Source organism: Streptomyces sp. NPDC028289 (assembly GCF_055565975.1).
Genome location: NZ_JBVHTI010000015.1, coordinates 19,102 through 42,331, shown reverse-complemented (window position 1 = coordinate 42,331; position 23,230 = coordinate 19,102). Strand labels below are relative to the sequence as shown.

Genomic DNA, 23,230 nt, shown 5'->3' with positions numbered 1-23,230 from the left:
ACAGGAGAGACATGTACCTTCCCGAGCTTCCTCAGCCGGCGCCCGGTGAGGTGCTGTTGGTCTGCACGTGCTACGAGGACGGCAGGGCTTTGTGGGGCGGGCTCCTCGACGAGATCGGGGCCCGCCGGGAAGACGACGGGCTCGTCCTCGGGGACAGGGGGGGTGCGGCTGCGTATGGTCGAGGACAGCGGATGGGACTACCTGCACGGGGGAAACATCCCGGCGCTCGTTGCCGACAGCAGTCCCGTGCCGCCGGCCGTCGTCCTGGCGGACATCCCCGTGGTGTACGGCGGGGGCGGGCCGCTGCTGGTGGACCTGGCGGCGATACCCGGGCGTGGCGTCCGGATCCCGTCGGCCCGCCTCGGCGAGATCCTCGCCGACCTGCTGGGCGGCGCACTCGCCTTCGACGACCTGGTGCGCGACATGGACCGGTGCGGGATGTACCAGGGCGATGGCGGCCGCCCGGCCTTCCCCACGCCGACGCTGCCGCGCCTGTCCTTCCCCTCACTTCCCTCCACCGCCGCGGCCCTGCTGGTCCGCACCCGTTTCGACGACGAGGCGCGTTGGCAAGCCCTGCTGGACGAGCTGGGCGGGACCGACGCAGACGGCTGGGTCGGCGCGGACCTGGACCCGGACGAGATCGACGTGGAGCACTACCCGTTGACAGCGCTGGTCGTCGGCAACCCTGCCTTCGAAGGCCTCCAGCCGGGCCAGGTCCCGGCGCTCGTCCCGCCCGAGGAGCACACCACGCTGGTCGCGCTCGCCGACGCCCGGACCTTTGCCGAGCCTGGACGACCGCTGACCGTCGTCGACCTGTACGACTGCCCAGGGCGGCAGGCCGTCCTTCCATGCCGCGATATCGGATCGATGGCGTGCAACCTGGAGATCGCCAACATGGACTTCTACGAGTTCGTCGCCGAGGACCAATGATCCCGCTTTCTCCCCATGCCCGGCACAATGCCCGACGCTCGTGGCTTGTGAGCCGTTCAGCTCTGGGGCATTCAGCGGCCGATGTCGTCCAGATCGATCAGGTCCTCGTGAGAGAGGGAGAGTCCCGCGCCGGCGATGTTCTCGCGCAGGTGTGCCATCGATGACGTGCCGGGGATGAGCAGGATGTTCGGTGATCGCTGCAGCAGCCAGGCCAGTGCGACGGACATCTGTGTCGCTTCCAATCGAGCAGCGACCGCCGAGAGCGCTGAGGACTGAAGCGGGGTAAAGCCCCCGAGGGGGAAGAAGGGCACGTACGCGACGCCGTCGGGGGCGAGCCGGTCGATGAGCTTGTCGTCGTGGCGGTGGGCGAGGTTGTACATGTTCTGCACGCACACGATCGGCGCGATGCTCTGTGCCTCGGTGACCTGCTCCTCGGTGGCGTTGCTGACCCCGAGGTGGCGGATGAGGCCCTGCTGCTGGAGTTCGACGAGCGTCTCGAACGCCTCGGCGAGCGAGCCGGGCTGGGGACCTTCGGCGTTGCCGAGTCGGAGGTTGACCAGGTCGAGTACGTCGAGCTGGAGGGACTTGAGGTTGTCGTGGACCTGGCGGCGCAGATCTTCGGGTCGCCGGGCCGTAGGCCAGCCACCCTGTTCGTCGCGGGTCGCGCCCACCTTGGTCACGATGTGCAGCGACTCGGGATAGGGGTGCAGTGCCTCGCGGATCAACTCGTTGGTGACGCGCGGCCCGTAGGCGTCGCTGGTGTCGATGTGGGTGATACCGACGTCGACCGCTTCACGCAGAACGGCCAGGGCACCCTCGCGATCGGCGGGCGGTCCCATGACCCATGGGCCGGCCAGTTGCATGGCGCCGTAGCCGAACCGGGTGACGGTCAGGTCACCCAGAGTCCAGGTGCCGCCGGGAAGAGAGAGGGAGGGTGTGCTCATTTTGTTGCCTTTCGTCGTGCACTTGGGGGGTGGTTGCCTGCTGCCTCCCTGCATCAGCATTGGAGAGAAACTTCCTGTCGGGAAGTAGGCACTTGGAAGTGCGTAACCCACCCATTGGTGAGAGGTGCGATCAGTGACGACGATGAAGGCGGCCCAGAAGAGGGCTCAGGCCAAGGTGGAGTACAACGCGTTCCTGGCAGGGTGCCCCAGCCGGCAACTGCTCGACCGAATCTCGGACAAGTGGGTGGTCCTGATCCTGTGTGCGCTGGGCGGCGACAACAGTGCTGGCCAGCCAGGTGCAGCACACGCAGACGCTCCGAAGGCGATGCGGTACTCCGAGATCTCTCGTCTTCTGGCCGGGGTCAGTCAGAAGATGCTGACCCAGACGCTGCGATCGCTGGAGCACGATGGTCTGCTCACCCGTACCGTGACGCCAACCGTCCCTGTCACCGTCGCCTACGAGCTGACCGACCTCGGCCTCTCGCTCCACCACATGACGCGCGGGCTCAGAAACTGGGCGCAGACGCACATGGCCGAGGTCCTCGCAAACCGCGAGAACTACGACTCTCGCACCCCCTGACGACTCACATCCAACCGTCCAACAGCTCTACATTCTCGGCGCTACACCCTCAACTGCGAAGAGCCTGCAAACGCCGAGACGTTCGGTACCGGCTCCTGTGCCGTCTTCATGCACCAGCGCAGGAACGTCTGGGCTGGCCGCCAGGTAGCCAACTTCTCGGTGTGCCAGGCGTCTAGTGCTGTGACCGGCAACGTTCACCGGTTTGCCATGGATGAACCGAAAGTTAGGCAGGGCGGAGCCGATGCCTGGGCTACTGCGCTGAGGGAGCGCGCTGTGCGGTGAGCACGGGCTGGTAGTACCCGCTGGAGGCCGGACTGTGCCAGGTGATGTTGGTGAAGCCAGCTTCAGTCACGAACTCTGTCAGCTGCGGGGGCGTCAGCGCCCAGTGGGTGGTCCGGCGAACTCGGACCTGCCAGGTGTTCTTTGCGGGGATGAGCTGGAAGTGCTCCAGGTCGTAGCGTTCGCCGTCTTCGTGCCAGTGCCACAGCTGGAAGGTGATCGCTTGGCCGTCGCGTGTTTGCGAGACCTGGGGAGATGTCGACGTGGGTCTGGTCTGGCGCGTCTCGTTATAAGACCGGACGGTGATCACCAGCAGTCCGTCGTCTCGGAGTACCCGTCTCATGCCGAGGAGTGCCGTCCGGAGATCTTGCCCGGAGAGTAGGTGCGTGAGCGAGTTGTCCGCGCAGAGGACGACGTCGAATGATGTCTCTCTGAAAGGCAGTTGGCGCATGTCAGCCGCAGCGGCCGAAAGCCGGCTGCCACGGGCCGCCGCTTCGGCGGCGGCGCGCGCGGCGGCGACCGGGCTCAGGTCGCTGCCGACGACTTGGTGCCCGGCCCGGGCCAGCCCGATGGCCTGGGTGCCGATCCCGCACGAGCAGTCCAGGACGGTGTGTGGTCCCGCGCCGAGAGATTGGCGGACGAGCCCGCCCAATACCTCGGCCTGGTAGGCCATGCTTGCGTCCCAGTCCCGGAACATCAGGTGGTAGTCGTGGGCCAAATCGTCGTAGAAATCCCGCACGGAGAGCTCGGACATGTATCCCACCGTAGTGCGTGGCCGCCGGGGAATGCGGGCAGTTCAGGCAGCGGCTGCCTGGCTTCGGCCGCCCCAGCGGATGCCCTTCTCGCTGCGGATACGGGCGCGTTCGCGGCGTTGGGCGGCCAGCACGTCGGGGTGGCGGGTATTCGTGTTGCGCCAGCGGAGGTAGGCGTGGAGGGCTCGGGTCTGCGCGGTGTGGTTGCGGTGGTTGGAGTTGGCGATGGTGAACTGCCGCAGCGGTCCGAAGTGGGCCTCGATCGGGTTGGCCCAGGAGGCGTAGGTCGGGGTGAAGCACAGTTCGACCCGGTTCTTCTTTGCCCAGCGCCGGATGGTCTCGCCCTTGTGGGCGAACAGATTATCCAGGATGACGTAGATCGGGGCGCCGTCCGGGCGGACCGCCCGGATTGACCTCAGCGCAGTCAGGGTGTTCGCGGCCCCCTTCTTGCGCCGGTTGACGCCCCAGAGCGTGTCATCGCCGACCGAGTAGCAACCGTGAAAGTAGCGCACCCCGTGAGTACGGTGATAGGTCGCGGGATGCCGCTCGGGCCGACCCTGTTCGGCCCAGCACGACCCGGCGGTGGGCCTGATGCCGAGCGGGCCGAACTCGTCGAACGCGAAAACGCGGTCCGGGAAGTGCTCCAGCACGTGCTCGATCCGGTCGAGCTTGGCGTCGCGCTCGGGATCGGGGGATTCCTTCCAGGTCTTGGTGCGCTGGAAGGTGACGCCGCGGCGGGCAAGCAGGCACCGTAACGCTTCGCGGCCGATCCCGGATTACACGGCCGTGTACGCGGCGCAGGTAGGCGGCGAGTTTGCGGATGGACCAGCGGGTGAAGGGCTGCCCGAGCTTGGTCGGTCGGGTGGTGGCCGTCTGGACGACGAAGTCCTCGTCGTCAGGACTGAGAAGGCGGGGACGGCCTCCCGCCCACCGAGGGTCCAAGCAGGCCAGACCGATCTCGTTGAACCGGTGGATCACGTCCCGGACCGTGTCCTCGTCGGCCTGCACCAACTTCGCGATCACCGGCACCCGGTTCCCGCCAGCCGAGGCCAGCAACATCATCGCGCGCCGGTAACGCACCGAACTGGCGCTGCCCCGGCGCACGATCTGCTGCAGTTTCTGCCCCCCTGGTCAGTCAACCTGCGCACACGGACAGGCTCAGCCACCACACCCCCAGCGGTCAGATCGGACGCCACCGCTCATCCAACCGCTCGGACACCCACCCCGGCGAACCTACGTGGTCAGAGCACTAGGTCGATCTGTTGGCAGTGGTCGATGGTGCGATCCCGGCAGGCGAGAGGCGAACTCGTGCGCCAGCTTGACGCCCTTCTGCGCGCTCTCGGTGTCCCCGAGACGGCCTTCCACCTGTGGCATGTTCCGGTGCAGCGAGCGGTCGAACGCCGCCCGCGCCGGAAAGGGAACCAGCTTGACCGGGGGGCCGGGCACGGTAATCAGCCAAACCGTGGAACGCCGGGTCGAGCAGCTTCTACTTTCCCCGGCGAAAGTAGAAATCCATACCTCGACATCCTCTGATTTCCCCGCAGTTCATGCGCTCTGACCTGCTGAGACAACCGCATTGGCTGAGCCTGTCGGACGCCACGTGCAATGACCGTTGCTCCGGCCTACCGTTCATTCGTCCAGCGTGCGAGTGGCGCCGGGTTCCATGACGGCTCGTCACCATTCCACTGCATAGAGAAGTTGTGCCACGCCGACTGACCACTACCGACGCACTCCTCAGTAGAGTGCGAAACGCAGCAGGAGCCCATCCCGACGCGAGTTCCTACGCCCAGTGTCGGGAGGGCTCGCTGCGCGATGTCCAATCAGTCTCAGCAGAAAGGCATGAAAAGAACACCGTGAAGCAAGATAACAAGGAACCCGATCCTTCAGACAGTCTCGTACGCCGAATCGGTGTGCAGATTCAGCGCTGGCTGACCATCAACAGACGAACAGTCCACGATCAAATGCTGAGTGGCGCCGCCTACAGTCTCGGAAGCGGCGCGGTCAGCTTGATTGTCATCTGGTTCGAGCATCGCCACTGACCGGAGCCTGTTGGGATCCGAAGGACCATCGCCTGCGGATCCCACCTCCGTCCCCAGCCATCGCCGCATTCCAGAAGCGCACCCGGGCTGTCCCGCCAGCGGCAGAACGCCCGCCCGACCGGACTCGACGGTCACTACAGTCCAGTCTCATGGTGACGATTACCATGCGTACGGTCGAGTACCCGGCCAACGGCCTCACGATGATCGGGCACCTCGCGCTCCCCGCTGGTGTCGACTGCCGGCCCGCGGTCCTGATCGGGCCAGAGGCCGCCTGACCTGCCGATTTCGACTTGAGCATTCGGCCGCAACAGCGATGATCTACAGCTCAAGTCCGCGGCGGCGATTGAGCTGCTCCAAGTGGAGGAGGACGTCCTTAACATCGAAAGTCTCGCCCAGCCGCGCGTGTAGGTGATCAAGGCACTCCCTCAGGGAAACGAGCACTTGCCGCGGCTGTGCATGGGACAGATAGGTGTCGATTTGCCCGAAGAACCGCTCGACCGCCTCCCGCGAGAGGCCCGTGTGAGCTGCAGGGTCCCAGGCACGAGGTAACGCCACAGGCGTCAGAGGCGTCCGAGGATAGCCGGTGGGTCGGTATCCGAGCGCCTCCAGGAGACGGCAGCCCGGCTCCTGTTCAGGTATGGCTGGCAGCGGCCCATGCTCCACATCCAAAGCGCCGGAGTCAAGGCTGTTTATGATCTCTCCCAGAACCGCCAGGTTCTGAAACTTCCCCCTGGCGACGAACACGGCGCGAGGATAGGTGGTCGGGTCGATCAGCGTCAGGTGCCGCCAAACATCCTGCACATCCGCTAAGAGCCGTTCGAGATCGGTTCGCTGGCCCTCCAGATTCTGGAACAGGATGGGCCAGCGCCCCGAGTCGGGATAGGGCTGGGTGGAGCCTTGGGCCCGCAGCTCCCGGTGGCGCTGCCACCACGCCTCGCGCTCGGCGTACACCTCGCGAATCGCCTCCAGCATGGTGACGATCTCCTCGCCGCGTTGCACGATCGCATAACCGCGCACGGGAACGTCGAAAAGAGCTGCGCCCAGTTTGTTCATTCTGGTGGCGTTTCGTCGGCTTTGGAAGGCCGGGGCGAGGTTGATCAGTGCGGTGACGATGTCTCTGATGGCCTGGTACACCCATCCCCCCGTCGTGTACGGCCCTGCCTCTAAGGACACGTTAGCGAAGGTGCCCCCGTTCCCCATACGCGTCGCGGGCCGACGGGCGCTGCCGCACCCGAGGATCGGGGACGTGTGGGCTTGCAGTTTTGATGTCCTGCGGGCCGAAGCCGGCCTGCAGGACATCAAAAGCAGGCCCCAGGGTGTTAATTGGTGCTCAGAGTCCAGTCGGCCAGTGCTTTGACCATGTCGAGCACGACCTGTTGACGCCGTCCCGACAAGAAAGGCCAGGTCAGCCATGCTGGTGCGGAAAGGACAACGACAAGGAGCACGGGGAGGATCTTCAGCACCACCAGCACGTGCTTCAACGCTACGGAACTCAACGAACAGCCAGCCTTAATTCGCGATCTGCGAGGTCAGGTCCGCCCGATGCGCGTTTGAGTGACAACCATCACAGTCGGCGGACTTTTTTTAAGGCCGCCGCGCCAGGGGTGCTGAGAGCACCACGGATGCAAGCCAAATCGCATGCTATCGGGCTCAGTTCGCACGCAACAAATTGATCACATCGTGCCCCGCCAGACGCCGCCGCTGCCGGTTCCTCCCCCCTCGACTCTCCCTAGTTCAGAGAAGGCGCGGACCACGACGCCCCCAACCCCGGCCCGCTCCCGGACCGGACCTACGCCGAACTGGTCGGCGGCCCGCTGGACGGCCTGCTGCTGGACATCGACGGATGGCGCACCGACGAGGTCGACGACGGCGCAGCTCTGGCCATCGAGCTGTCGCGGTGGCCCGGAGGCCGTGCCCTGTACGACCTGCGCCCCGGCGAATTCCGAAAGCCGGGGCCCGGCGTCGCGTGCCGTCTCTACTACAGCGGTGACACACCCTGACCTGCACAATGCCGTTGCATCACTCTTGACGCTGGTCTCCGGGCGGGCAGATCGTGATGGTCCGTTTCAAGGCTCCACACGGAAAGGGCGCCTCATGTCTTTCAACTGGCGCTATCACGTGCATCGCGACGGCTCGTTCGCCCGTCTCGGCAACTCGGACGGCTGCTTCGACGGCTACACCGATGACGAGCTCGCCCAGTTCTGCCCCTGCTCGCGCCGTAACCATCGCGACCGATCCCGTCAGCTGCCTCCCTGCTCTCGTTGCGGTGGCGGCCTCGCGCTCTACTGGAACGCACCGTTGCAGACGGGCGTGATGATGGAGCTGTGCCCGGTCTGCGACGCCGGCCGTCCGGCGGCCGCCGCGTTCATCCGCTGGCACCAGGACCCCGACCGCGACCGCACCGCTGTGCAGGAACTGTTCGAGGCGTGGGAAGAAGAGACCCTGAACGCGCACGGCTGGTACAGGGCCACCGACACGGAGCCCCCGGCCGCCCCGCCGCTCCCGCCTGGTCTCACACCTCGCGGGCATGGCTGAAGCTCGTCAGTCGCACACCGAGCCAGTGCGAGCAACCAGAGCGCGGGCAGAACGTGTGAAGGGAGCCCCGGAACACTCGGACGGGTGAAGACACCGCACGAGCGGAACATACCTGAGCACCGGGGCGTAGTGCGGTACATGGACCCGATCACCGCACGGGGGACAGTGCCCATGACGTCCTCCGGGCCCAAGGCCAGCAGGTGCCGCGACCCAGAGGGCTCAGGCCTTCTCGTCGACCAGCGAGGACGGGCGTCAGAGGCGGACATGGGGGAGTGCGCGCTGGTGATTGCTGCGCAACGGCTCCGGCCCCTCCGCAGGATTGCGGAGGGGCCGGGTGGTCGTAGCGGGGGCGGGATTTGAACCTGCGACCTCTGGGTTATGAGCCCAGCGAGCTACCGAGCTGCTCCACCCCGCGTCGGTGTCTTTACCGTACGGCATCCGCGCGGCGCCGGCAGGGATTTATGCCGACGGGCCGTCCCTTGGGTCTGCCGCTGTGCGGCACCGACGGACCGTGGTATCCCCTGGGTCGGCATACCCGTGGGCATGAGAGTCCCGCTCCGCACCCGTCTGTTCGCGGCGTTGACGCTGTTGATCATGTGCGCGGGATCGGCCGGGGGGTATGCCGGGCTTCGGCTGGGTGGCTGGCTGGGTGCGGGCGCCGGGGTGCTCGCGAGCATGATCGTGGTGTGCCTGGGCGCGAGAATCACGATCTCTCTGTGCCGTCTGCAACGGTCGGCTGGACGGATGCCTGCCCGCCCGGGAGGTGCTGTTTCGTTCCCGCCCGCGGCCCCTCTCGACGTGCGTTCCGGGCACCGTATTGGACGCTGACGTGCCCGGAAGGTCGCGCACTCCGTCGTTGAGGGTCGGCCGACGCTCAACGTCGACTACGACGTCACAGCGGACGGTGAGCGTGGCGTGTACGCATGGCTCGAACAGCTTGGCAATACCAGGGCTGTTGCGGGGTTTGGGACAGGTCATTCAGTCGATGTCGCCTGGTCGGTGTCCGGGCTTCGCGTCGTCGCGGGGCTTCGCGTGGCCAGCAGCGCGGCGCGGAGGTCTGCCACTGTATGGGGATCCGAGAGGGAACGGCCGGTCAGTTCCTCGACGCGGCGCAGGCGGTAGCGGACAGTGTTGGGGTGGACGTAGAGGCGTTCCGCCGTGGTCGCGGCGGAGCCGCCGGCGTCGAACCAGTGCTCCAAAGTGCCCAGGAGACGCGTGCGTTCGAGGCCCGGTAGGTCGAGTACGGGCTTCAGGACCACGTTCATCAGGTGAGCGGCCTCCACGGGGGCGGCGGCGACGAGCATGGCGAGGGGATTGTCGTCGAAGCGGGCGACGCCTGGGCTGTCGTCCGGTAGTCCCGCCAGGGCCAGCCGGGCAAAGCGCAGGGCCTGGGGTGTGTCCCGCAGCGAGGAAAAGCGGGGACTGACGCCCACGCGGGCGCCGGCGCGGCGCAGGATGCGCAGGCCGGTGACCTCCGCCTCCGGTGTGGCGACGGCGATGAGGCCGATCTGCTGATCCGGCAGCAGTCGCCAGGCGGAGGACAGGTGTGCCTGACGCAGCGAGGCTTCCACGCCCAGCAGAGGCTCCTCGCCGGGGGAGTCTGCTGCCGCCGCGACGACAGAGTAGGGGCCGCGTTCCGGGAGACCGAGTTCGCGGGCCGCGTCCCACAGTGTGATGCGGTCGGTGATCACACCGGAGAACAGTGCCTCGACCAGTGCTGAGCGACGGGCGCCGCGCTGCACGGCCAGCTCGGCGGTGGTCTCCCGGTGTGCGGCCGCCACCGCCTCGGCATACAGGCCGAACAGGTGCCAGATCTCCGCTGAGCGGTCCACGAGCTGCGCGTCGGGGACCGTGTTGTGGGGGGTGCGTGCCTGGGTGAGGATTTCCGACCACAGGAACTCGAAGCCGATCCGGTACGCGTGCAGGATGTCCGCCAGCGGCATGCCCTGCTCGGCGCGGATCCTGCCGGTCTCCCGGGCGGGCCCGGGATCCGGGGCGCCGGAACGGCGCAGATGCCTCAGGACCAGGTCAGCGTTGGCGGTGCAGGACCGGCGCAGCGAGTCGAACGGGATGAGTGACTCATCCCCGTACGCGGGGACGTCCGCGCGAATGCGTTCCGCGATCCGCTCTCCCAGCTCGGGAAGCTGCTCGTGGATCGCCGCGATCGCGTCTGAAAGGTCCATCATCGCAGCTTAATGTGCCTGTCTTGTTCGCGAGAACAGTTGTGGGCGGGTGATGGTGTCGCGCGGTCCATTGGCGTCGGCGGTGGTTCGAAGCACGATGGCGCCCACGTGAACAGCGGATTTCAACGGTGAGTTCGTGGAGGACGGTCATGGCGAATCTGGCGGAATTTCTGGTGCGGACGGCGGCCCGGCAGCCGGAACGGCCCGCACTGAGGCTGGGGTCGCACATCACCTCCTACACGGAGCTGGACGAACGCAGCGCCCGTGCGGCCGCGCTGCTGCGGGCCGAAGGCGTACGGCCCGGAGACCGGGTCGCCCTGATGCTGCCGAACGTCCCCGAGTTCGTCGTGCTCTACTACGGCGCGCTCCGGGCCGGGGCGATCGTGGTGCCGCTGAACCCGCTGCTGAAGGAGCGGGAGACCGCGTACCACCTCAGCGACTCAGGCGCCGTACTGCTCTTCGAATGGCACCAGGCGCCGGGAGAGGGCGTGCAGGGAGCGGCTGCAGCCGGGGTACGGCGTATGGCAGTGGAGCCTTCGTCCTTCGCTGTGCTGCTGGCCGGGCACGAGCCGCTGAGCGAGGTGGCGCGGACGGCGGACGACGACGTGGCTGTCCTGCTGTACACGTCCGGCACCACCGGCAAGCCCAAGGGCGCCGCGCTCACCCACGGCGGACTGCGGCACAACACCGAGGCCAATGAGGTCCACGTCCAGCGGATGACGGCGGACGACGTGGTGGTGGGCTGTCTGCCGCTGTTCCACATCTTCGGCCAGATCTGCACGATGAGCGTGGCCGTCTGCAGCGGCGCCTCGCTCACGCTCATCCCGCGCTTCGACCCGCAGACCGTGCTGGATGCCATCGCCCGCGACCGGGCCACGGTCTTCGGTGGCGTACCGACCATGTACGCGGCCCTGCTGCAGCACCCGACGGACGCGGACGTGTCGACGCTGCGGATGTGCGTCTCCGGCGGCGCCTCCCTGCCGGTGGAGGTGCTGCGTGGCTTCGAGGAGCGCTTCGGCTGCGCGGTGCTGGAGGGCTTCGGCATGTCCGAGACGAGTCCGGTGGTGACGTTCAACCACCTCGGCCGGCCCCGCAAGGCTGGCTCGATCGGTACCCCGATCCAGGACGTGGAGGTCCGGCTGCTGGACGACAAGGGCCAGGACATCGCCCCCGGAGCGATCGGCGAGCTGGCCGTACGCGGCCCCAACCTGATGAAGGGCTACTGGAACCGCCCCGAGGAGACGGCGATCGCCGTCCCGGACGGCTGGCTGCGCACCGGAGACCTGGCCCGGCGAGACGAGGACGGCTACCTCTACATAGTCGACCGGAAGAAGGACATGATCATCCGCGGCGGCTACAACGTCTACCCGCGCGAGGTCGAGGAGATCCTGCACGAGCACCCGGCCGTCGCCCTCGCCGCGGTGGTGGGTGTACCGCATCCGGAGCTCGGCGAGGAGATCGCGGCCGCGGTGGTCCTGCGTCCGGGGGCCCGGGCCAGGGCCGAGGAACTGCGGCAGTACGTCAAGGACCGGATAGCGGCGTACAAGTACCCCCGGATCGTGTGGCTCATGGACACGTTGCCGATGGGGCCGAGCGGCAAGATCCTCAAGCGGCAGATCAGCGCACCCGCGGCGCCGGAGTCGACTGTCTGACGGCGCTGTCATGAGTGACGGTGAGGCGCCGTGTACGGGCGCCCCCGGTACTGCACCGGCTGATTCGTCACTGGTCTGGTTGACCAGTTGACTTGGCCAATCTTGCCAGGCGGCGGCGTTCATGGCGTATGAAGTGGAGGTACCGAAGTACGTCCGCCTCGCTCCACTTCTCGACGCCCCGGACGGCGTTCCGGTGCTGAGCGTCCTCGTCGTCGCGAACGATGATCCGGGCCGGCCGGTCTTCCGAGAAAGCCGCTGATCTATCAGCACTCCGACGAGGAGTGCCAGCGCGATGTGGCGGCCGGGCTCGACGGCATGGTCCGTGCGGAGCGTGCGAAGCACCACAGCGACAGCCGCGCGCACCACAAGCGGAAACCCACCGTCACCTAGCAGCGCGCTTATGGTGCGCATGTGGTGCGCTCCCCGCCCGCCAGAACAACCCCCGGGTCAATGACCTGGGGGTTCATATTGGGGCGGGTGACGAGAATCGAACTCGCGCTCTCAGCTTGGGAAGCGACGGCGCTTGGGGAGCCTTACGCCGTCTGACCTGCACAGATCCGTTCGGCCGCCGCTGGTGTGGGGGCTTGATGGCCCCGTTGTTGACCGTGGTTGTCCGCTCTGAAGGGCACGCTATGGGCACGGCGCTCCAGGACGGGCGGGTGCCGCGCTGAAGTGGCCGCTTTCTGCACGGGGTCGGTCCGTGCCAGGGCCGACTGCGCGGAGCCGTTGCGTGTGCACATGGATGGCTGGCCCCTTCCGCGCCCGAGTCCTGAAGATCACAAAGAGCCTCGGCGGTGATGCTGACTCTGGTCCCCATCGGGAGCAGCCTGGTGCGCAGGCGGCGCCTGCGCGTCAGTCGGCCAGCTGGTTCATCTTGCGGATCTGCTTGTCGAAGACCCCGGCGGGTGCGAGGCGGCGCAGCCCTATCTCTTCCGGCTCTTCCCGGACAAGAAGGCGATCTTCGTCGCCGCTCTGGTGCGGAGCATGGAGGACACCCGCCTGGCTTTCGAGAGGGCGGCCGACGGGGTGGAGGGCGGCGAGCGGGCTCTTCAGGCCATGACGACCGCTTACGCGCGGCTGATCTCGACGCGCCCCGAAACGCTCCTGATGCAGATGCAGGGATATGCCGCCGTGGCGCAGGGCGATGACCTGATCGGTGAGGTAGTCCGGGCCGGCTGGATGAGGATCTGGGACACCGTGCACCTGTCGCTGGGCGCTGATGCCGACGAGACCGCAAGCTTCTTCGCGTGCGGCATGCTCGGCAACACACTTACGGCCATCGGGCTTCCTGTGGGTGCCGGGAGGTGAGGGAGGCTTCTGGACGGGCGACGCGTCAGCGCACGCCTGCCGCGTCGAGCAGGGTCGTCACGGTGGGGGCGACGAGCCCGGTCAGGTTGTCGGCCTGAATCCCCGCGCGGGCGCTCGCGCCGTCGAGGACCAGGCTGAGCTGCCGGGCCAGCAGATCCGGATCGCCCGCCCCGCCTTGCTCGAGCTCGGCACGGAAGAAGGCCGTCAGATTCGCCTTGACCTGATGGGCCACGCGGCTCGCCGGGTGACTCTGATCCTTGAGTTCGATCTGCACGGCCAGGTAGCGGCAGCCGCGGAACTCGGGGGCGCCGGCCTGTGATTCCACCTGCGCGAAGACGTGCAGGATCCGCTCGCGGGGTGAACGGTTGTCGTGAACGCTGCCTATCCGCAATGAACTCGGGTCCTTTCATGCGCCGCCATGGCGGTACGGTCGGTTTGACGGCACGCCCTGCCGCCACATCAAGGACAGTTCGGCCGCGAGAGCACGTTCGCTGTCCGGGGTGTCAGGCAGCGGGAGGTGAAGTGCTTCGAGCAGATCGAAGCGGTGCAGGTCGAAGGCCGTGTCAAGGCTGTCTCCGAAGGCCTGGGCGGCGTGAACTGCGCCGTGGTAGGCGATGCGGGAGACCACGAGCGGGGCCAGAACCAGCAGCAGCCACGGCCCTGAATGGGCCAGCAGGGCGATCGACACCAGCGCGGTGGCGGCGGATGTGACAGAGAGTCGCGCGGTGGCATCGAGCAGGTCACGGCGGTCATTGATGACGGCCCGGACCTGATCACTGAGCAGCGGGTGCAGTCGGGGCCAAGCGACTACGGCGTCCCAGCCGTGTGCCGCGCCTGCTCGCTCCTCGGCGGCAGCCAGGGCGTTACCGAGGGCTGTGGCGCGTACCGGGCCTGAGGCCGGGAAGTGGCGCCGCAGAAGGGTACCTGCGGCACCTGCGGCTTGGATGTCCTGCGGGCTGGGGTCGGCTGCGGTGTCTTCCACCCGCTGTTCGATGAGGCGGAGCTTGGCGCGTGCCCTGGTCTGCCGGGCACGGCCCGCATCGGCGACTGCACTCAGGGTTTGCGGCCACTGCCCTTCCAGTAGCCGAACCAGGGCGAGCTGCAGGGGCTGGAGCATCACAGCGACGATGGTGATGGCCACTGCGAGCAGGACGAGTTCGCCTGCAGTGAGCCGCTCTGCAGTCTTCCAAGCCGCTGCCCAGTGCGGACGACCCTCGGGCGTATTGGCCCAGACAAGGGTGAGCAGGTACAGCGCGGCACCGTAGGTCGGCAGATATCCGACAAGCAGGAACCTGGCCGAAGTGGCGGTGACCTGTGGCTGGGCGAGCTGGTTGATGCTCATCCCAGGCGTTCCAGCTCGCCGTGTCCGCGTGGGCAGGCTGGCAGCTCTCTCGGATCAAGGTGGAGGCGGCGTACGGTCGTTGAACAGGTGGTGCACCGGAAGCGGAGGACGACGTACCGGGTGGACTCACCCGGCAGCGTGGCTGCGTCGCCGTCGCCAAGGGCACGCACGGGTGTCAGTCCCAGGCGGTTGAGATGGTCTCGGGTGGTGACCCCGAGTGTCGTGTCGCCGAGGACGATGTCCAGGCAGTCCAGGGTGGGTTCGGCGCGGTAGGCAGTCTCCAAGATCTGGGCCGCGTCGGTCACGGTCGTGTCCGGCATCAGGTAGAGGATGTCGTCGCCGGTCATACCTGCAGTCTCATGTCGGGCTCTTCGGTCGAGCAGATGTTCGTATGGCGATGGCGCGATGATGACCGGCTCCTTTGCAGGGTCGCTGGATAGGTGTCACGGGCCGACATGAAGGTAAGGGGCCCACAGGATGGGCAGATGCGCGTTGCCGTCTTCGCGGAGGGCGCGCACGGCGGCATGCAGCGCCCGGGCCGAATTCTCGGTGGAGAGCGCGGGAGGAGCGGGCGGCCGACAGACGGACGGCGCGAGGGCACCGTAAACGGCGGCGGCGAGTGGAGCCGCCAATGCGTCGCTGACTGTCCAGAGCGTGGCCAGCACGTGCCGATATCCGGCGAGATGGAGGGCCGCCGCCGGGTGGACCGCCTCGTCCGGCAAGGCCGTGCCGCCGCTTGCGGTGTCACATGCGGAGAGGTAGGCCAGTTCGTTTCCGCTGAGGTGGAGGCCGGCGATGTCCGCAACGGTCAGTGGCTCGTCGGTGAGCAGCAATGCCGAAGCGGAAGGGTCGGTGGGGCGGGCGATGCCGTGGCAGGCGAAGTGCGCCCAGCGGTGATGGGGCAGGTCGGCCCGGACGCGGTCGCGGGTGGCGGCTGGGCCCTCGCGGACCGTGCAGTGACCGGGCAGGAGGGCGGTGAGCGTTTCGATCTCGCCCGCGACCTGCAGGTCGGGCACGCCCGGGATTCCGGCCGGGGCCACGACCAGCATTCGAGAGTCGGCAGGTTCCGCCGACGCGTCGGGGTGTCCCGCCGTACGCGCGCGCTGCAGACCGTTGATCGTCGGGGTGTAGGAGGAGACGGCCAGGTCGGGAACGCCGGGCCCGCCCAGTTCACCCGCAGCGTGGAGGGGCAGCAGAGCGAGCGGGCCGGTGGGGCACCACCAGATGCGGTCGACCGTGCCGAGACGGTCCAGGACCGGCCGAGCGACGGTGTGCCAGAGCCAGGCGAGGGTGTCGGTGAGGACTGCGTTCGCGGTGATGGTTCCGACCAGACCGGGGGCACGGTCGCGTACGGCGGCCAGGAACGCTTCCGTGCGGGCGGACACCTCATCGGCCGTCAGCGCGCAGAGCGACAGTAGCTCGGTTCCGCGGGTGGTGAGGATGAGCGCGTCACAGCGCAATCGGCTGACGTTGATCACGACGATCGGCCCAGCGGCGGCGGCTTCTTCGGCGCGCGGGGATGCTGGCCGTAGAAACTCTGTGAATCCGTCCAGGCTGCGGACCTCCGCGACGAGCTGGTCCCAGGCTCTGGCCAGCTCCATACGGCCCACGGTGGGGGTGGTTCCACTGCTGTCGGAGTGATCCAAGGCGGTACGGACGCTGTCCAGGCGGGCCGCCAGCACCGGGTGGCGTTCGCCTAGCAGGGTCACATCGGTTCGCAGGTCCAGCAGCTGCGCCCACAGCACGGTCCGACCCTGTTCGAGTAGGGCGAGGGCGCGGTCGGCATCGCCGAGGTCCACGGCCGTCGCAGCTGCGTCGGTGGCCAGGTGGGCCAGGTCGGCAAGACGACGTTCCTGGTCGGTACGCTCCAGCCCGCGCCAGGCGAGCAGCGGCAGCAGTTCGACGCCGGTGGCGAGGGCATCGAGTGCCGCCGCGGTGTCGCCCGCTGTCCGGGCCAGCTCGGCCGCGAGTATCGAGCCCTGAAGCCGGACGGTGACCGCCGAGGCGGCGGACTCGGCTGCGGTGCGTGCGGCGGTGCGTGCGGCGGCCAGGTCCGCAGGGTCAGTGTCCAGCGCGTGCCGTTCGGCAAGGACCTGGGCCAGGGTGTGAAGCGCGATGGCGTCCGTCTGGTCGCCGGGGACATCGGAGGTCGCGGCGCGGGCCCAGTCGACGGCCTCGTCGAGGTCGGCGCGTTCACCGGAGAGACCATGCCGCTGTAGCAGCGCGCCCGCCAGGTTCGACTGGTGGCGTCGACGGCCCAGATGGGCGGGACCGGTGAGGTCGAGCGCGGTGCGCCAGGCGTCGACGGCAGCGTCAAGGTCGGCGCGCACGGGCTCGTCGCCGTCCGGGTCCGCCGGGGTGGTGAACGCGTTGCGGAGTTCGAAACGAGTATGGAGGGCGACCGCGAGATTGGACAGGACGGAGGGGCGGGCCGTCCGGGGGGTGGCAGGCGCGTCGCAGGCCAGGCGCAGCAGTGCCACGGCCTCGTCGAGCTCGCCGAGCGCGCGGACACGTTCGGAGGAAGTGCTGGGCGCGGTGAGCTCGGCGTGCAGGACGAGGGCGTGTCCGAGGTTCGCCCGGTGATTGGTCAGGTCGCTTCCGGTGTACGGCTCGGATTCGGCGGCGCGCCGCAACACCTTGATGGCTTCGTCGAGATCAGCCTTGGCCCCCAGGCGCTGGTAGCGCATGGTGAGCGTGGCCCCCAGATTGCCCAGGTCGGTGGTGTCCATGGGCCGGGATGCGGCGGCGGCGACGGCCTCGCGGGCGGCGGCGACGGCCTCGTCGATCAGCGCTGTGTCACCGGACAGCTCGAACGCGGTACTGAGGACGACGTTGAGATGGGTGCTCGCATCAGTACTGTGCGCGGACGCCACGGCCTCGCGGGCGACGGCGATGGCCTGGTCGAGTTCGGTGACGTTTCCGGTCCACTCCGCACGCCGGGTGAGGGCAGCCGCGTACGTGCTGAGATGGGCAGCGCGGTCGAATGAGTCGGCCGGGGTGCGAGCCAAAGCCGTCCGCGCGGCGTCAATTGCCTCGTCGACGTCCTCAAGACGAGCGAGCCGCTCGAATCGGAGCCGCAGCGCGGTGGCGAGGCCGGACCAGAAGGCGTGGGAGCCGTCCAGGTGGGACATCGGTCCGTTGCCCGCGAGTACGACCGCACGGCGGTGGCAGGCGACGGCCTGGTTCAGATCGGCGACATCACCGGTGGCGTCGTAGGTCCTGCCGTGTACGTTGCCGAGCAAGCTGTGCGCGCGGGGGCTGTTGACGGTGGGGGCATCGTGGTCAGGAACGGATGTGCCGCCTTGGGCCACGGCGGGATCGGGGAACTGTCCGAGCTCGAAGCCTGACCGGAGTACGGCCGCCGCGGCCGCGAGGTCGTCGGCATCGCCGTGGGCGTCGTGGCGGTCGAGGAGGGCGGCGGCGAGACTGGTCCGGTACAGCGGGATGGACGCATCGTCCGAGGCGGCGAGCTCCAGTGCCTGCCGGCTCAACGCCACTGCCTGGTCGAGGTCGGCGCGCTGCCGGTGCACGCCCCAGCGGCGCAGATGGAGCGTGCCGAGTTGGGACAGCGCGAGTGGGCGTATCCGCTGTCCGGCGAGGGCATCCGGTTCGGCAGCGGCGTCCGCCACCTCGCGGAACAGCGCGGCGGCCTGGTCGAGGCCGTCAGTGTCGCCGTCGAGGTCGGCGCGCAGCGCCTGTGCACCGGCCAGCTGCAGGAGGGCAAGGGGTCTGCGGGGGTCGCCAGGCGGTAGGACACAGGCCAGCATCGAATCGAGGACGAGCGAGCGCTCGGCGGGTTCCGCTCCGGTGGCTCCGACGGATTCAAAGGAGCCGTTCGCCGGGTTCGCGGGCCATATGGGCTCGGCGGGCGCGAACCGGTCGTGAACCGCGATGGACAGTTCCACCAGGTCGTACCACAACGCCTCAGCCTGTGCCTGGCCGAAAGCGTCCGGCGGCGATTCATCGGATACGGCTACGGCAAGCTCAGCGGCGGCGTCGCGCAGGGCGTGCGCGAGCGCGATGACGTCGGCATCGTCGTTGTCGGCCTCCGCAATGCGTAGCAGCGCGCCAATGTACGGTCGCAGGAGCAGCGGCCGTTCAGCGAGGCCGAGCGGACACTCGGCTAGCCCGGCGGCCAGGGCATCACGCGCTTCGCGACACTGGCCCATGGCGCCGTCGGGAAGGGCAGCGAGCTCCAGCAGCCACCCTCCCCAGGTGTTGAGGGCGGCCAAGCGGCGAGGCTGTCCGGGGGACAGGGAGATGGCAGTGGCCCTGGCCGTCGCCACCGCCCACTCCAGGTCGGCCTGCTTTCCTTCATCGAGAAAGCGTCCATAAGCCACGCCGGACAGCGTGAAGAGGATTTCGGCCGACCCGTTGTCATCGAAACAGCCCTCCACCGGGGCGTCGATCTGGTCCAGAATCTCGACGAGCAGCTCGGGGAGCTCGGTGCCGGGTCGGTCCCGGATCGCCAGAAAGCGGCTGACCGCGTTGTCCAGTTCAGCAGAGTCGCCGTCCGGCCAGGCCGCGAGGTAGCGAACCCAGTAGAGCCAGGCGACGGCCGCCCATCCGGGGTCGTTGTTGCCTTCAAGTAGGCGAATCGCCTGGCCGAGATCGCGTGTTGCCGACCGGCTCAGCACCGACCGGGTGCGGCCCTCTTCTTGGAATGTGCGAATCCGGGCCCACAGCCGGTCCAGGAGTGATTTGTCCATGTTCCCGCCCCCCGCTCACGAGGGTACGGTCTGCGATCCTGACGGCGCGGCATTTTGATGCAGATGTGCTCCTCGACGTCGTAGCGGGGGCGAAGGCGGGGCTGACGCTCCGGCGGTGGGATGTCCCCGCTGGTTGAGCGCTCGGGTCAACTCCCGGTTGGCCTCCCGGGCTGCCCGTAGGTCCGCCTGGCACTCCTCAAGGTCCGCGGTCAGCTCGACGTTGCGCTGCTCATGCGGTGGCAATAACCCTCCGGCCGCCCGCCCCGCCCCTGCAACCACGCGGGGACCGGCAGCAGCGGCCGGATGACCTGCCACTCCGCCTCCGTCAGGTCGGAACCGTAACACCGCACGCGGTCCGGCCCGACCGCCGAGCCCGCCCCGGAACCCGCCCGCCTCGCCGCCTTCGTGTTCGACGCCTGCCCGCGCGAGCGCGTCGCGCAGCTGGACGCGGACGTCCGTACCGCGCTGGGCACTCCGCCGTCGGCCGCCCTGCTGGCCGAGGTCCTGCCCGCCGGCACGGAGCGGGTCGACGGGACCGTCGAGCCGCTCGCCTCCTGGCTGCGGGTGTGGGACTGGTCGCCGGTCCTGCCCGCACAACTGCTGGCCGGCTGGGAACCGGTACTGGAGGCGGTCAGGCGCCTGCGCCCTGACGGCCCGCCCGACCCGCGCACTGCCCCGGCCCTGGCACCGGTCAGGACCACCACGGTGCTGGACGCCGAGGACCTTGCCGAGGAGGGGCCGGCGGCGGCTGCCGCCGCGCTGGCCGCGGCGCCGCATGCCGGCGACGGCGGCTACGCGATGGTCCTGCACCGTCTCGTCGCCGCCGACCCGGCCGCCTGGACCCCGACGTACCCGCGATCCTGGCCGCCCTCCAGCGGCCGGACCTCGGCGCGTTCTACCTCGCCGCGGCCGCCGTCCTCGCCGACCGCCCCGGCGCCCTCCCCTCCAGCGCGCTCACGGCCGCCGTCACCGCGGCGCTCGGCCTGCGCCGCCGCCTCGACGAAACCGACCCCGCACCCGGCACCGACGACGCCGGCGGTCGGTCCGACGCGGTGTCCTTCGCCGACCAGGCGCTGTTCGACCTGCTCACCCTCGTGTGGCGCACCGACACCGCCCTTCCCGCCGACCAGGAGACGGCCGTCCTGGCCCACCTGCGCACCCTGGCCGCCTCTCTGGCCCGCCCCGCTGCCGCCCAGGACACCCCCGCCGGTGCTTCCGGCCCGACGGACGGCGGGCCGGGAGCACCCGCGCTGTGGCTCGGCTCGGATCCGTCCGTGCGGGCGCTGGGGTGCCTGCTCGAGTACGCCGGACACCAGGCCCGCACACGAGGGGAGATGCCCGACGGCGTACTGAAGGCGGTGTCCGGCGTACTCGCCGCGCGCGGAGACCAGGACGCGGTGGCCACCGCGATCGGGGTACGCCTGCCCGTCCTGCACCGCTACGCCTCCGCCTTCGCCGCCGAGCACCGGGCCGCGCTGTACGGTCTCGTCCCCGGCCGGCCGTCGCCGGCCGCCGCCTGGCTACGGTGGGGACCGTACGACCGCGAGATCCTCGCAGCCCTGGACCGCGCCGAGCTCCTCGGCGCCCTAGGAGACACTGCCAGGCTCGCGCCCGATGCCGCTCGCCACACGGCGGCCGCGCTCCTGGCCGACCCCGCCGTCCTGGGCGATCCAGCCGTCTTCTGGGCCGAGTTGGCCGCCAGCGCCGGGGGAGCTGACGCGGTGGGCCGGCTGCTGGCCGCGATCGCCTCGCTCACCCCGCGCGCCAACGGTCCCGTCCCACCCGACATCGGCGCACGGCTGGCCGCGGCGGCCGGGCTGTGGCGCGCCGCGCTCACCGCCGGCCTGCCGCCCGGGGCGCTCGCCGGCGCGGGCGGCTTCGCGGACGCCGGCCTCGACGAGGACCTGTGGCTGTCGCTGACGCGGGCGAGCGCCGAGCACACCCCGGCCCTGACCGACGCGGACCTCGTCGCCGACCGCGCCGCCCGCCACCCCGGCAGCGAGGACGCGCTCCTGCTGGCAGCGCAGCTGGTCACCCACCCCGCCGGGACATGGCGGGACGCCGCCGTACGACGGTCCGCCCGCGCCCTCCTGAACGCCGCCGCACTCCGGCCCGCAGACGAACACTCCGCAGCACTCCGGGCGTTGAGGGAGGCGCTGGTCAACTCCGGTGACGTCGACGCCGCCCGAGCCTGAACCCTCGTACGGCGGCAGGCAGGTCCTGCAGGGCCCGCAGGGGTTCCACCGCGGTACGCGGAGCCGACGGCGCAGAAGCAGTGCTTTTACGGCGGCCCCGCTGCCCCGATCGGGTCGTCTGGCTTTGTTCACGAGAACGGGGCTCTGGCACAGATCTTGGGGAGCGGTCGCGGAGGGTGACGGTGTCGTTCGATTGCAGGGGGTACGAGCCCGGGCCCGTCAGCGTTCCCGCATTCTGGTCCACCACCAGCCGAACATCGCCAACTCGATGTTGTTGGGTTCTGGCAAGGTACGACGCTCGAACTCCTCATCGATGCGCATGATCAGTCGCCCCAAGTCCCGTCTGGCTCCGGGAGGAAGGTGCAGCATCGCCCGTTCCAGGTCATCACGGGCGTCTTCCACCTCTATCCCGGGCGAATAGGCCTCGGAGGCGTTCAGGTATCGTCCAGGCTGCTTGAAAGCCCGCTCGAAGCGAGAGAGCGCATGCGCGACCGCGTTGGGCCACATCTCCTGGTCTTCGACCTGGCGGATCGCTGCACGAGTCCGCGCGGAGACACCGTGGACTCTCAGGACCGGATACTGCCATCGTGGCCGCCACCGCTCTGTGCGGACGGCCTTGGGACGCCTACGCGGCATCGCCCTTTCGGATCAACATGAGGCCATCCTGCCACGGCTGGGCACCTGTCCACACGCCAGAGATCTTGGGGCGTCTCAGAGTGTCACTGGAGCAGGATCATCTTGCCGAACACTTCCTCGCCTTCGCCGGGATAGCCGCAACGCTGATCTGCTATCGCCGGCTCTCGGCCTGAAGCGATCCTCACGTATTGGCGCCTCGTGCCGTTACTGGCCAGCGGTCGACCACCTCACGGTCTTGGTCGACCAGCAGCTCATCGGCGAGATTCACCGGCGTGCAGACGTGGTTGGGGACGACGGCGACCACCGACCCAAGTCGCGGTCCCCGCACCCCGTCCTGAAGCCGGACCACCGCATGGTGCTCCCACAACCCGGTGATGGTCCCCTGCGGGAACCGGGGCAGATAGCCGTGGCCTGTCACCCAGGACAACCGATCGGAACCGAGGACCTTGCCCTCGACGTCCAGTACAAAGCGGTCAGGGGCGGGAACGCTGATCACCGTCGCCGCGGCGACCAGTGCCAGATCCTCCACACCACAGGTGCCGATGGCTAACTGAGTGGCGTCGTTGAAGACATAGACGCCGGGCCGCAACTCGTTCACCGCGCCCGGCTGCCACTGTCCCACCGTCGGAGTCGATCCGCCGCTGACCACACGGACGTCGAGACCCAGGTCCCGCAGCACCTGCGCAGCCTCGCCCAGCGTGCGCTCCTCATCGCGTGCGGCGCGCTCGCGCGCCTGCGCGTCGTGCCCATAGCCGTGTCCCGGGAACGTGAACACGCCCACAACATCCAGTCCCGCGTCGGCGGCAACCTTCCCGACCTCACCGGCAGCGTGAGGCCGCACTCCCGTCCGGTGGCTCCCGCTGTCGACCTCAACGAGCACCTCGACCCGCCGGACGCTGCCACGAAGGGCCTCGCCCAGCCGCCGCGCTCCGTCGACCGACTCAACGCCGACCCTCAGGGCAACATCATCCGCCAACCGGCGCAGCCGCTGTGTCTTGTCGGCATCGAGCCACACGGGGTAAGCGATGAACAGGTCATCCATGCCGACCCGGGCAAACGCCTCGGCCTCGCCGATCGTAGGCGGGCCTTGACCTCTGATCCTGGACACGCGAGACGCTGGGTCCTGAGGATCTGAGAACGGATATC

General features: G+C 68.8%; 16 protein-coding genes, 1 tRNA gene and 6 pseudogenes. 10 read left to right on the top strand and 13 right to left on the bottom strand.

From position 1 onward, the window contains the following. The first annotated feature begins 174 nt into the window (after window positions 1–174). Window positions 175–930, top strand: a complete 756-nt coding sequence (locus ACZ4UV_RS48565) for a DUF6924 domain-containing protein (protein ID WP_451016911.1) — start codon at window positions 175–177, stop codon at window positions 928–930. Window positions 931–1,001: 71 nt separating this feature from the next. Here ACZ4UV_RS48565 and ACZ4UV_RS48560 read toward each other — a convergent pair whose 3' ends face one another. Then, the gene (locus tag ACZ4UV_RS48560) at window positions 1,002–1,874 is read right to left on the bottom strand and encodes an aldo/keto reductase family oxidoreductase (RefSeq protein ID WP_467848445.1); all 873 of its coding nucleotides are present in this window, start codon (window positions 1,872–1,874) and stop codon (window positions 1,002–1,004) included. Window positions 1,875–2,016: 142 nt separating this feature from the next. Between ACZ4UV_RS48560 and ACZ4UV_RS48555 the strand changes: the two genes are divergently transcribed. Beyond that, window positions 2,017–2,454 (top strand): winged helix-turn-helix transcriptional regulator, encoded by a 438-nt coding sequence (locus tag ACZ4UV_RS48555; RefSeq protein ID WP_451016937.1) that lies wholly within the window; start codon window positions 2,017–2,019, stop codon window positions 2,452–2,454. 250 nt (window positions 2,455–2,704) lie between these two features. Here ACZ4UV_RS48555 and ACZ4UV_RS48550 read toward each other — a convergent pair whose 3' ends face one another. Both ACZ4UV_RS48550 and ACZ4UV_RS48545 read right to left on the bottom strand, forming a co-directional pair. After that, window positions 2,705–3,487, bottom strand: coding sequence for a class I SAM-dependent methyltransferase (locus ACZ4UV_RS48550; RefSeq protein ID WP_451016909.1), 783 nt, complete (start codon window positions 3,485–3,487; stop codon window positions 2,705–2,707). A 42-nt stretch (window positions 3,488–3,529) separates the two neighbouring features. After that, window positions 3,530–4,651, bottom strand: a pseudogene (locus ACZ4UV_RS48545) (IS630 family transposase). A gap of 687 nt (window positions 4,652–5,338) precedes the next feature. Here ACZ4UV_RS48545 and ACZ4UV_RS48540 point away from each other — a divergent pair. Both ACZ4UV_RS48540 and ACZ4UV_RS48535 read left to right on the top strand, forming a co-directional pair. Continuing rightward, window positions 5,339–5,524, top strand: coding sequence for a hypothetical protein (locus tag ACZ4UV_RS48540; RefSeq protein ID WP_451016908.1), 186 nt, complete (start codon window positions 5,339–5,341; stop codon window positions 5,522–5,524). A 149-nt stretch (window positions 5,525–5,673) separates the two neighbouring features. Beyond that, window positions 5,674–5,790 (top strand): annotated as a pseudogene (locus ACZ4UV_RS48535) (dienelactone hydrolase family protein); the annotation flags it as partial. Window positions 5,791–5,842: 52 nt separating this feature from the next. Here the strand turns inward: ACZ4UV_RS48535 and ACZ4UV_RS48530 are convergent. Both ACZ4UV_RS48530 and ACZ4UV_RS48525 read right to left on the bottom strand, forming a co-directional pair. Then, window positions 5,843–6,658, bottom strand: a complete 816-nt coding sequence (locus ACZ4UV_RS48530) for a hypothetical protein (protein WP_467848438.1) — start codon at window positions 6,656–6,658, stop codon at window positions 5,843–5,845. Between the two features lie 185 nt (window positions 6,659–6,843). Continuing rightward, window positions 6,844–6,996, bottom strand: a complete 153-nt coding sequence (locus tag ACZ4UV_RS48525) for a hypothetical protein (RefSeq protein ID WP_451016906.1) — start codon at window positions 6,994–6,996, stop codon at window positions 6,844–6,846. 270 nt (window positions 6,997–7,266) lie between these two features. On the opposite strand from ACZ4UV_RS48525, the pseudogene ACZ4UV_RS48520 reads away from it, so the two are divergent. Together ACZ4UV_RS48520 and ACZ4UV_RS48515 are read left to right on the top strand one after the other, a co-directional pair. Next, window positions 7,267–7,524, top strand: a pseudogene (locus tag ACZ4UV_RS48520) (hypothetical protein); the annotation flags it as partial. 94 nt (window positions 7,525–7,618) lie between these two features. Then, complete coding sequence (locus ACZ4UV_RS48515; protein ID WP_467848435.1) at window positions 7,619–8,059, top strand: DUF6300 family protein; 441 nt, start codon at window positions 7,619–7,621, stop codon at window positions 8,057–8,059. A 341-nt stretch (window positions 8,060–8,400) separates the two neighbouring features. Here ACZ4UV_RS48515 and ACZ4UV_RS48510 read toward each other — a convergent pair. Continuing rightward, window positions 8,401–8,474: transfer RNA gene (locus ACZ4UV_RS48510), tRNA-Met, on the bottom strand. Between the two features lie 559 nt (window positions 8,475–9,033). Continuing rightward, window positions 9,034–10,242 (bottom strand): PucR family transcriptional regulator, encoded by a 1,209-nt coding sequence (locus ACZ4UV_RS48505; RefSeq protein WP_467848615.1) that lies wholly within the window; start codon window positions 10,240–10,242, stop codon window positions 9,034–9,036. 149 nt (window positions 10,243–10,391) lie between these two features. Between ACZ4UV_RS48505 and ACZ4UV_RS48500 the strand changes: the two genes are divergently transcribed. From ACZ4UV_RS48500 to ACZ4UV_RS48490, 3 genes and pseudogenes are all read left to right on the top strand, one after another. Continuing rightward, window positions 10,392–11,894, top strand: coding sequence for a long-chain-fatty-acid--CoA ligase (locus ACZ4UV_RS48500; protein WP_451016467.1), 1,503 nt, complete (start codon window positions 10,392–10,394; stop codon window positions 11,892–11,894). A gap of 218 nt (window positions 11,895–12,112) precedes the next feature. Then, window positions 12,113–12,284 (top strand): annotated as a pseudogene (locus tag ACZ4UV_RS48495) (integrase); the annotation flags it as partial. Window positions 12,285–12,809: 525 nt separating this feature from the next. Then, a pseudogene (locus ACZ4UV_RS48490) lies at window positions 12,810–13,202 on the top strand (TetR family transcriptional regulator); the annotation flags it as partial. Between the two features lie 25 nt (window positions 13,203–13,227). Here the strand turns inward: ACZ4UV_RS48490 and ACZ4UV_RS48485 are convergent. The 4 genes and pseudogenes from ACZ4UV_RS48485 to ACZ4UV_RS48470 all read right to left on the bottom strand — a co-directional run. Then, window positions 13,228–13,572: pseudogene (locus ACZ4UV_RS48485) on the bottom strand (TetR/AcrR family transcriptional regulator); the annotation flags it as partial. 36 nt (window positions 13,573–13,608) lie between these two features. Beyond that, complete coding sequence (locus ACZ4UV_RS48480; RefSeq protein WP_451016469.1) at window positions 13,609–14,544, bottom strand: hypothetical protein; 936 nt, start codon at window positions 14,542–14,544, stop codon at window positions 13,609–13,611. Further along, entirely contained in the window at window positions 14,541–14,891 is a 351-nt protein-coding gene (locus ACZ4UV_RS48475) for a hypothetical protein (protein ID WP_451016470.1), read from the bottom strand. The genes ACZ4UV_RS48480 and ACZ4UV_RS48475 overlap by 4 nt, the downstream gene beginning before the upstream one ends. Window positions 14,892–14,987: 96 nt before the next feature. Beyond that, a complete protein-coding gene (locus ACZ4UV_RS48470) occupies window positions 14,988–19,253 on the bottom strand; it encodes a CHAT domain-containing protein (RefSeq protein WP_467848426.1) in 4,266 nt (1,421 codons plus the stop codon). Between the two features lie 1,052 nt (window positions 19,254–20,305). Between ACZ4UV_RS48470 and ACZ4UV_RS48465 the strand changes: the two genes are divergently transcribed. Beyond that, window positions 20,306–21,448 carry a hypothetical protein gene (locus tag ACZ4UV_RS48465; RefSeq protein WP_451016472.1) on the top strand — a complete coding sequence of 381 codons (1,143 nt, stop codon included), beginning with the start codon at window positions 20,306–20,308 and terminating at the stop codon, window positions 21,446–21,448. Between the two features lie 219 nt (window positions 21,449–21,667). Here the strand turns inward: ACZ4UV_RS48465 and ACZ4UV_RS48460 are convergent, their stop codons facing one another. Together ACZ4UV_RS48460 and ACZ4UV_RS48455 are read right to left on the bottom strand one after the other, a co-directional pair. Further along, window positions 21,668–21,955 carry a hypothetical protein gene (locus tag ACZ4UV_RS48460; RefSeq protein ID WP_451016473.1) on the bottom strand — a complete coding sequence of 96 codons (288 nt, stop codon included), beginning with the start codon at window positions 21,953–21,955 and terminating at the stop codon, window positions 21,668–21,670. A gap of 310 nt (window positions 21,956–22,265) precedes the next feature. Continuing rightward, a complete protein-coding gene (locus tag ACZ4UV_RS48455; RefSeq protein WP_467848420.1) occupies window positions 22,266–23,192 on the bottom strand; it encodes an alanine racemase in 927 nt (308 codons plus the stop codon). Window positions 23,193–23,230: the final 38 nt, after the last annotated feature.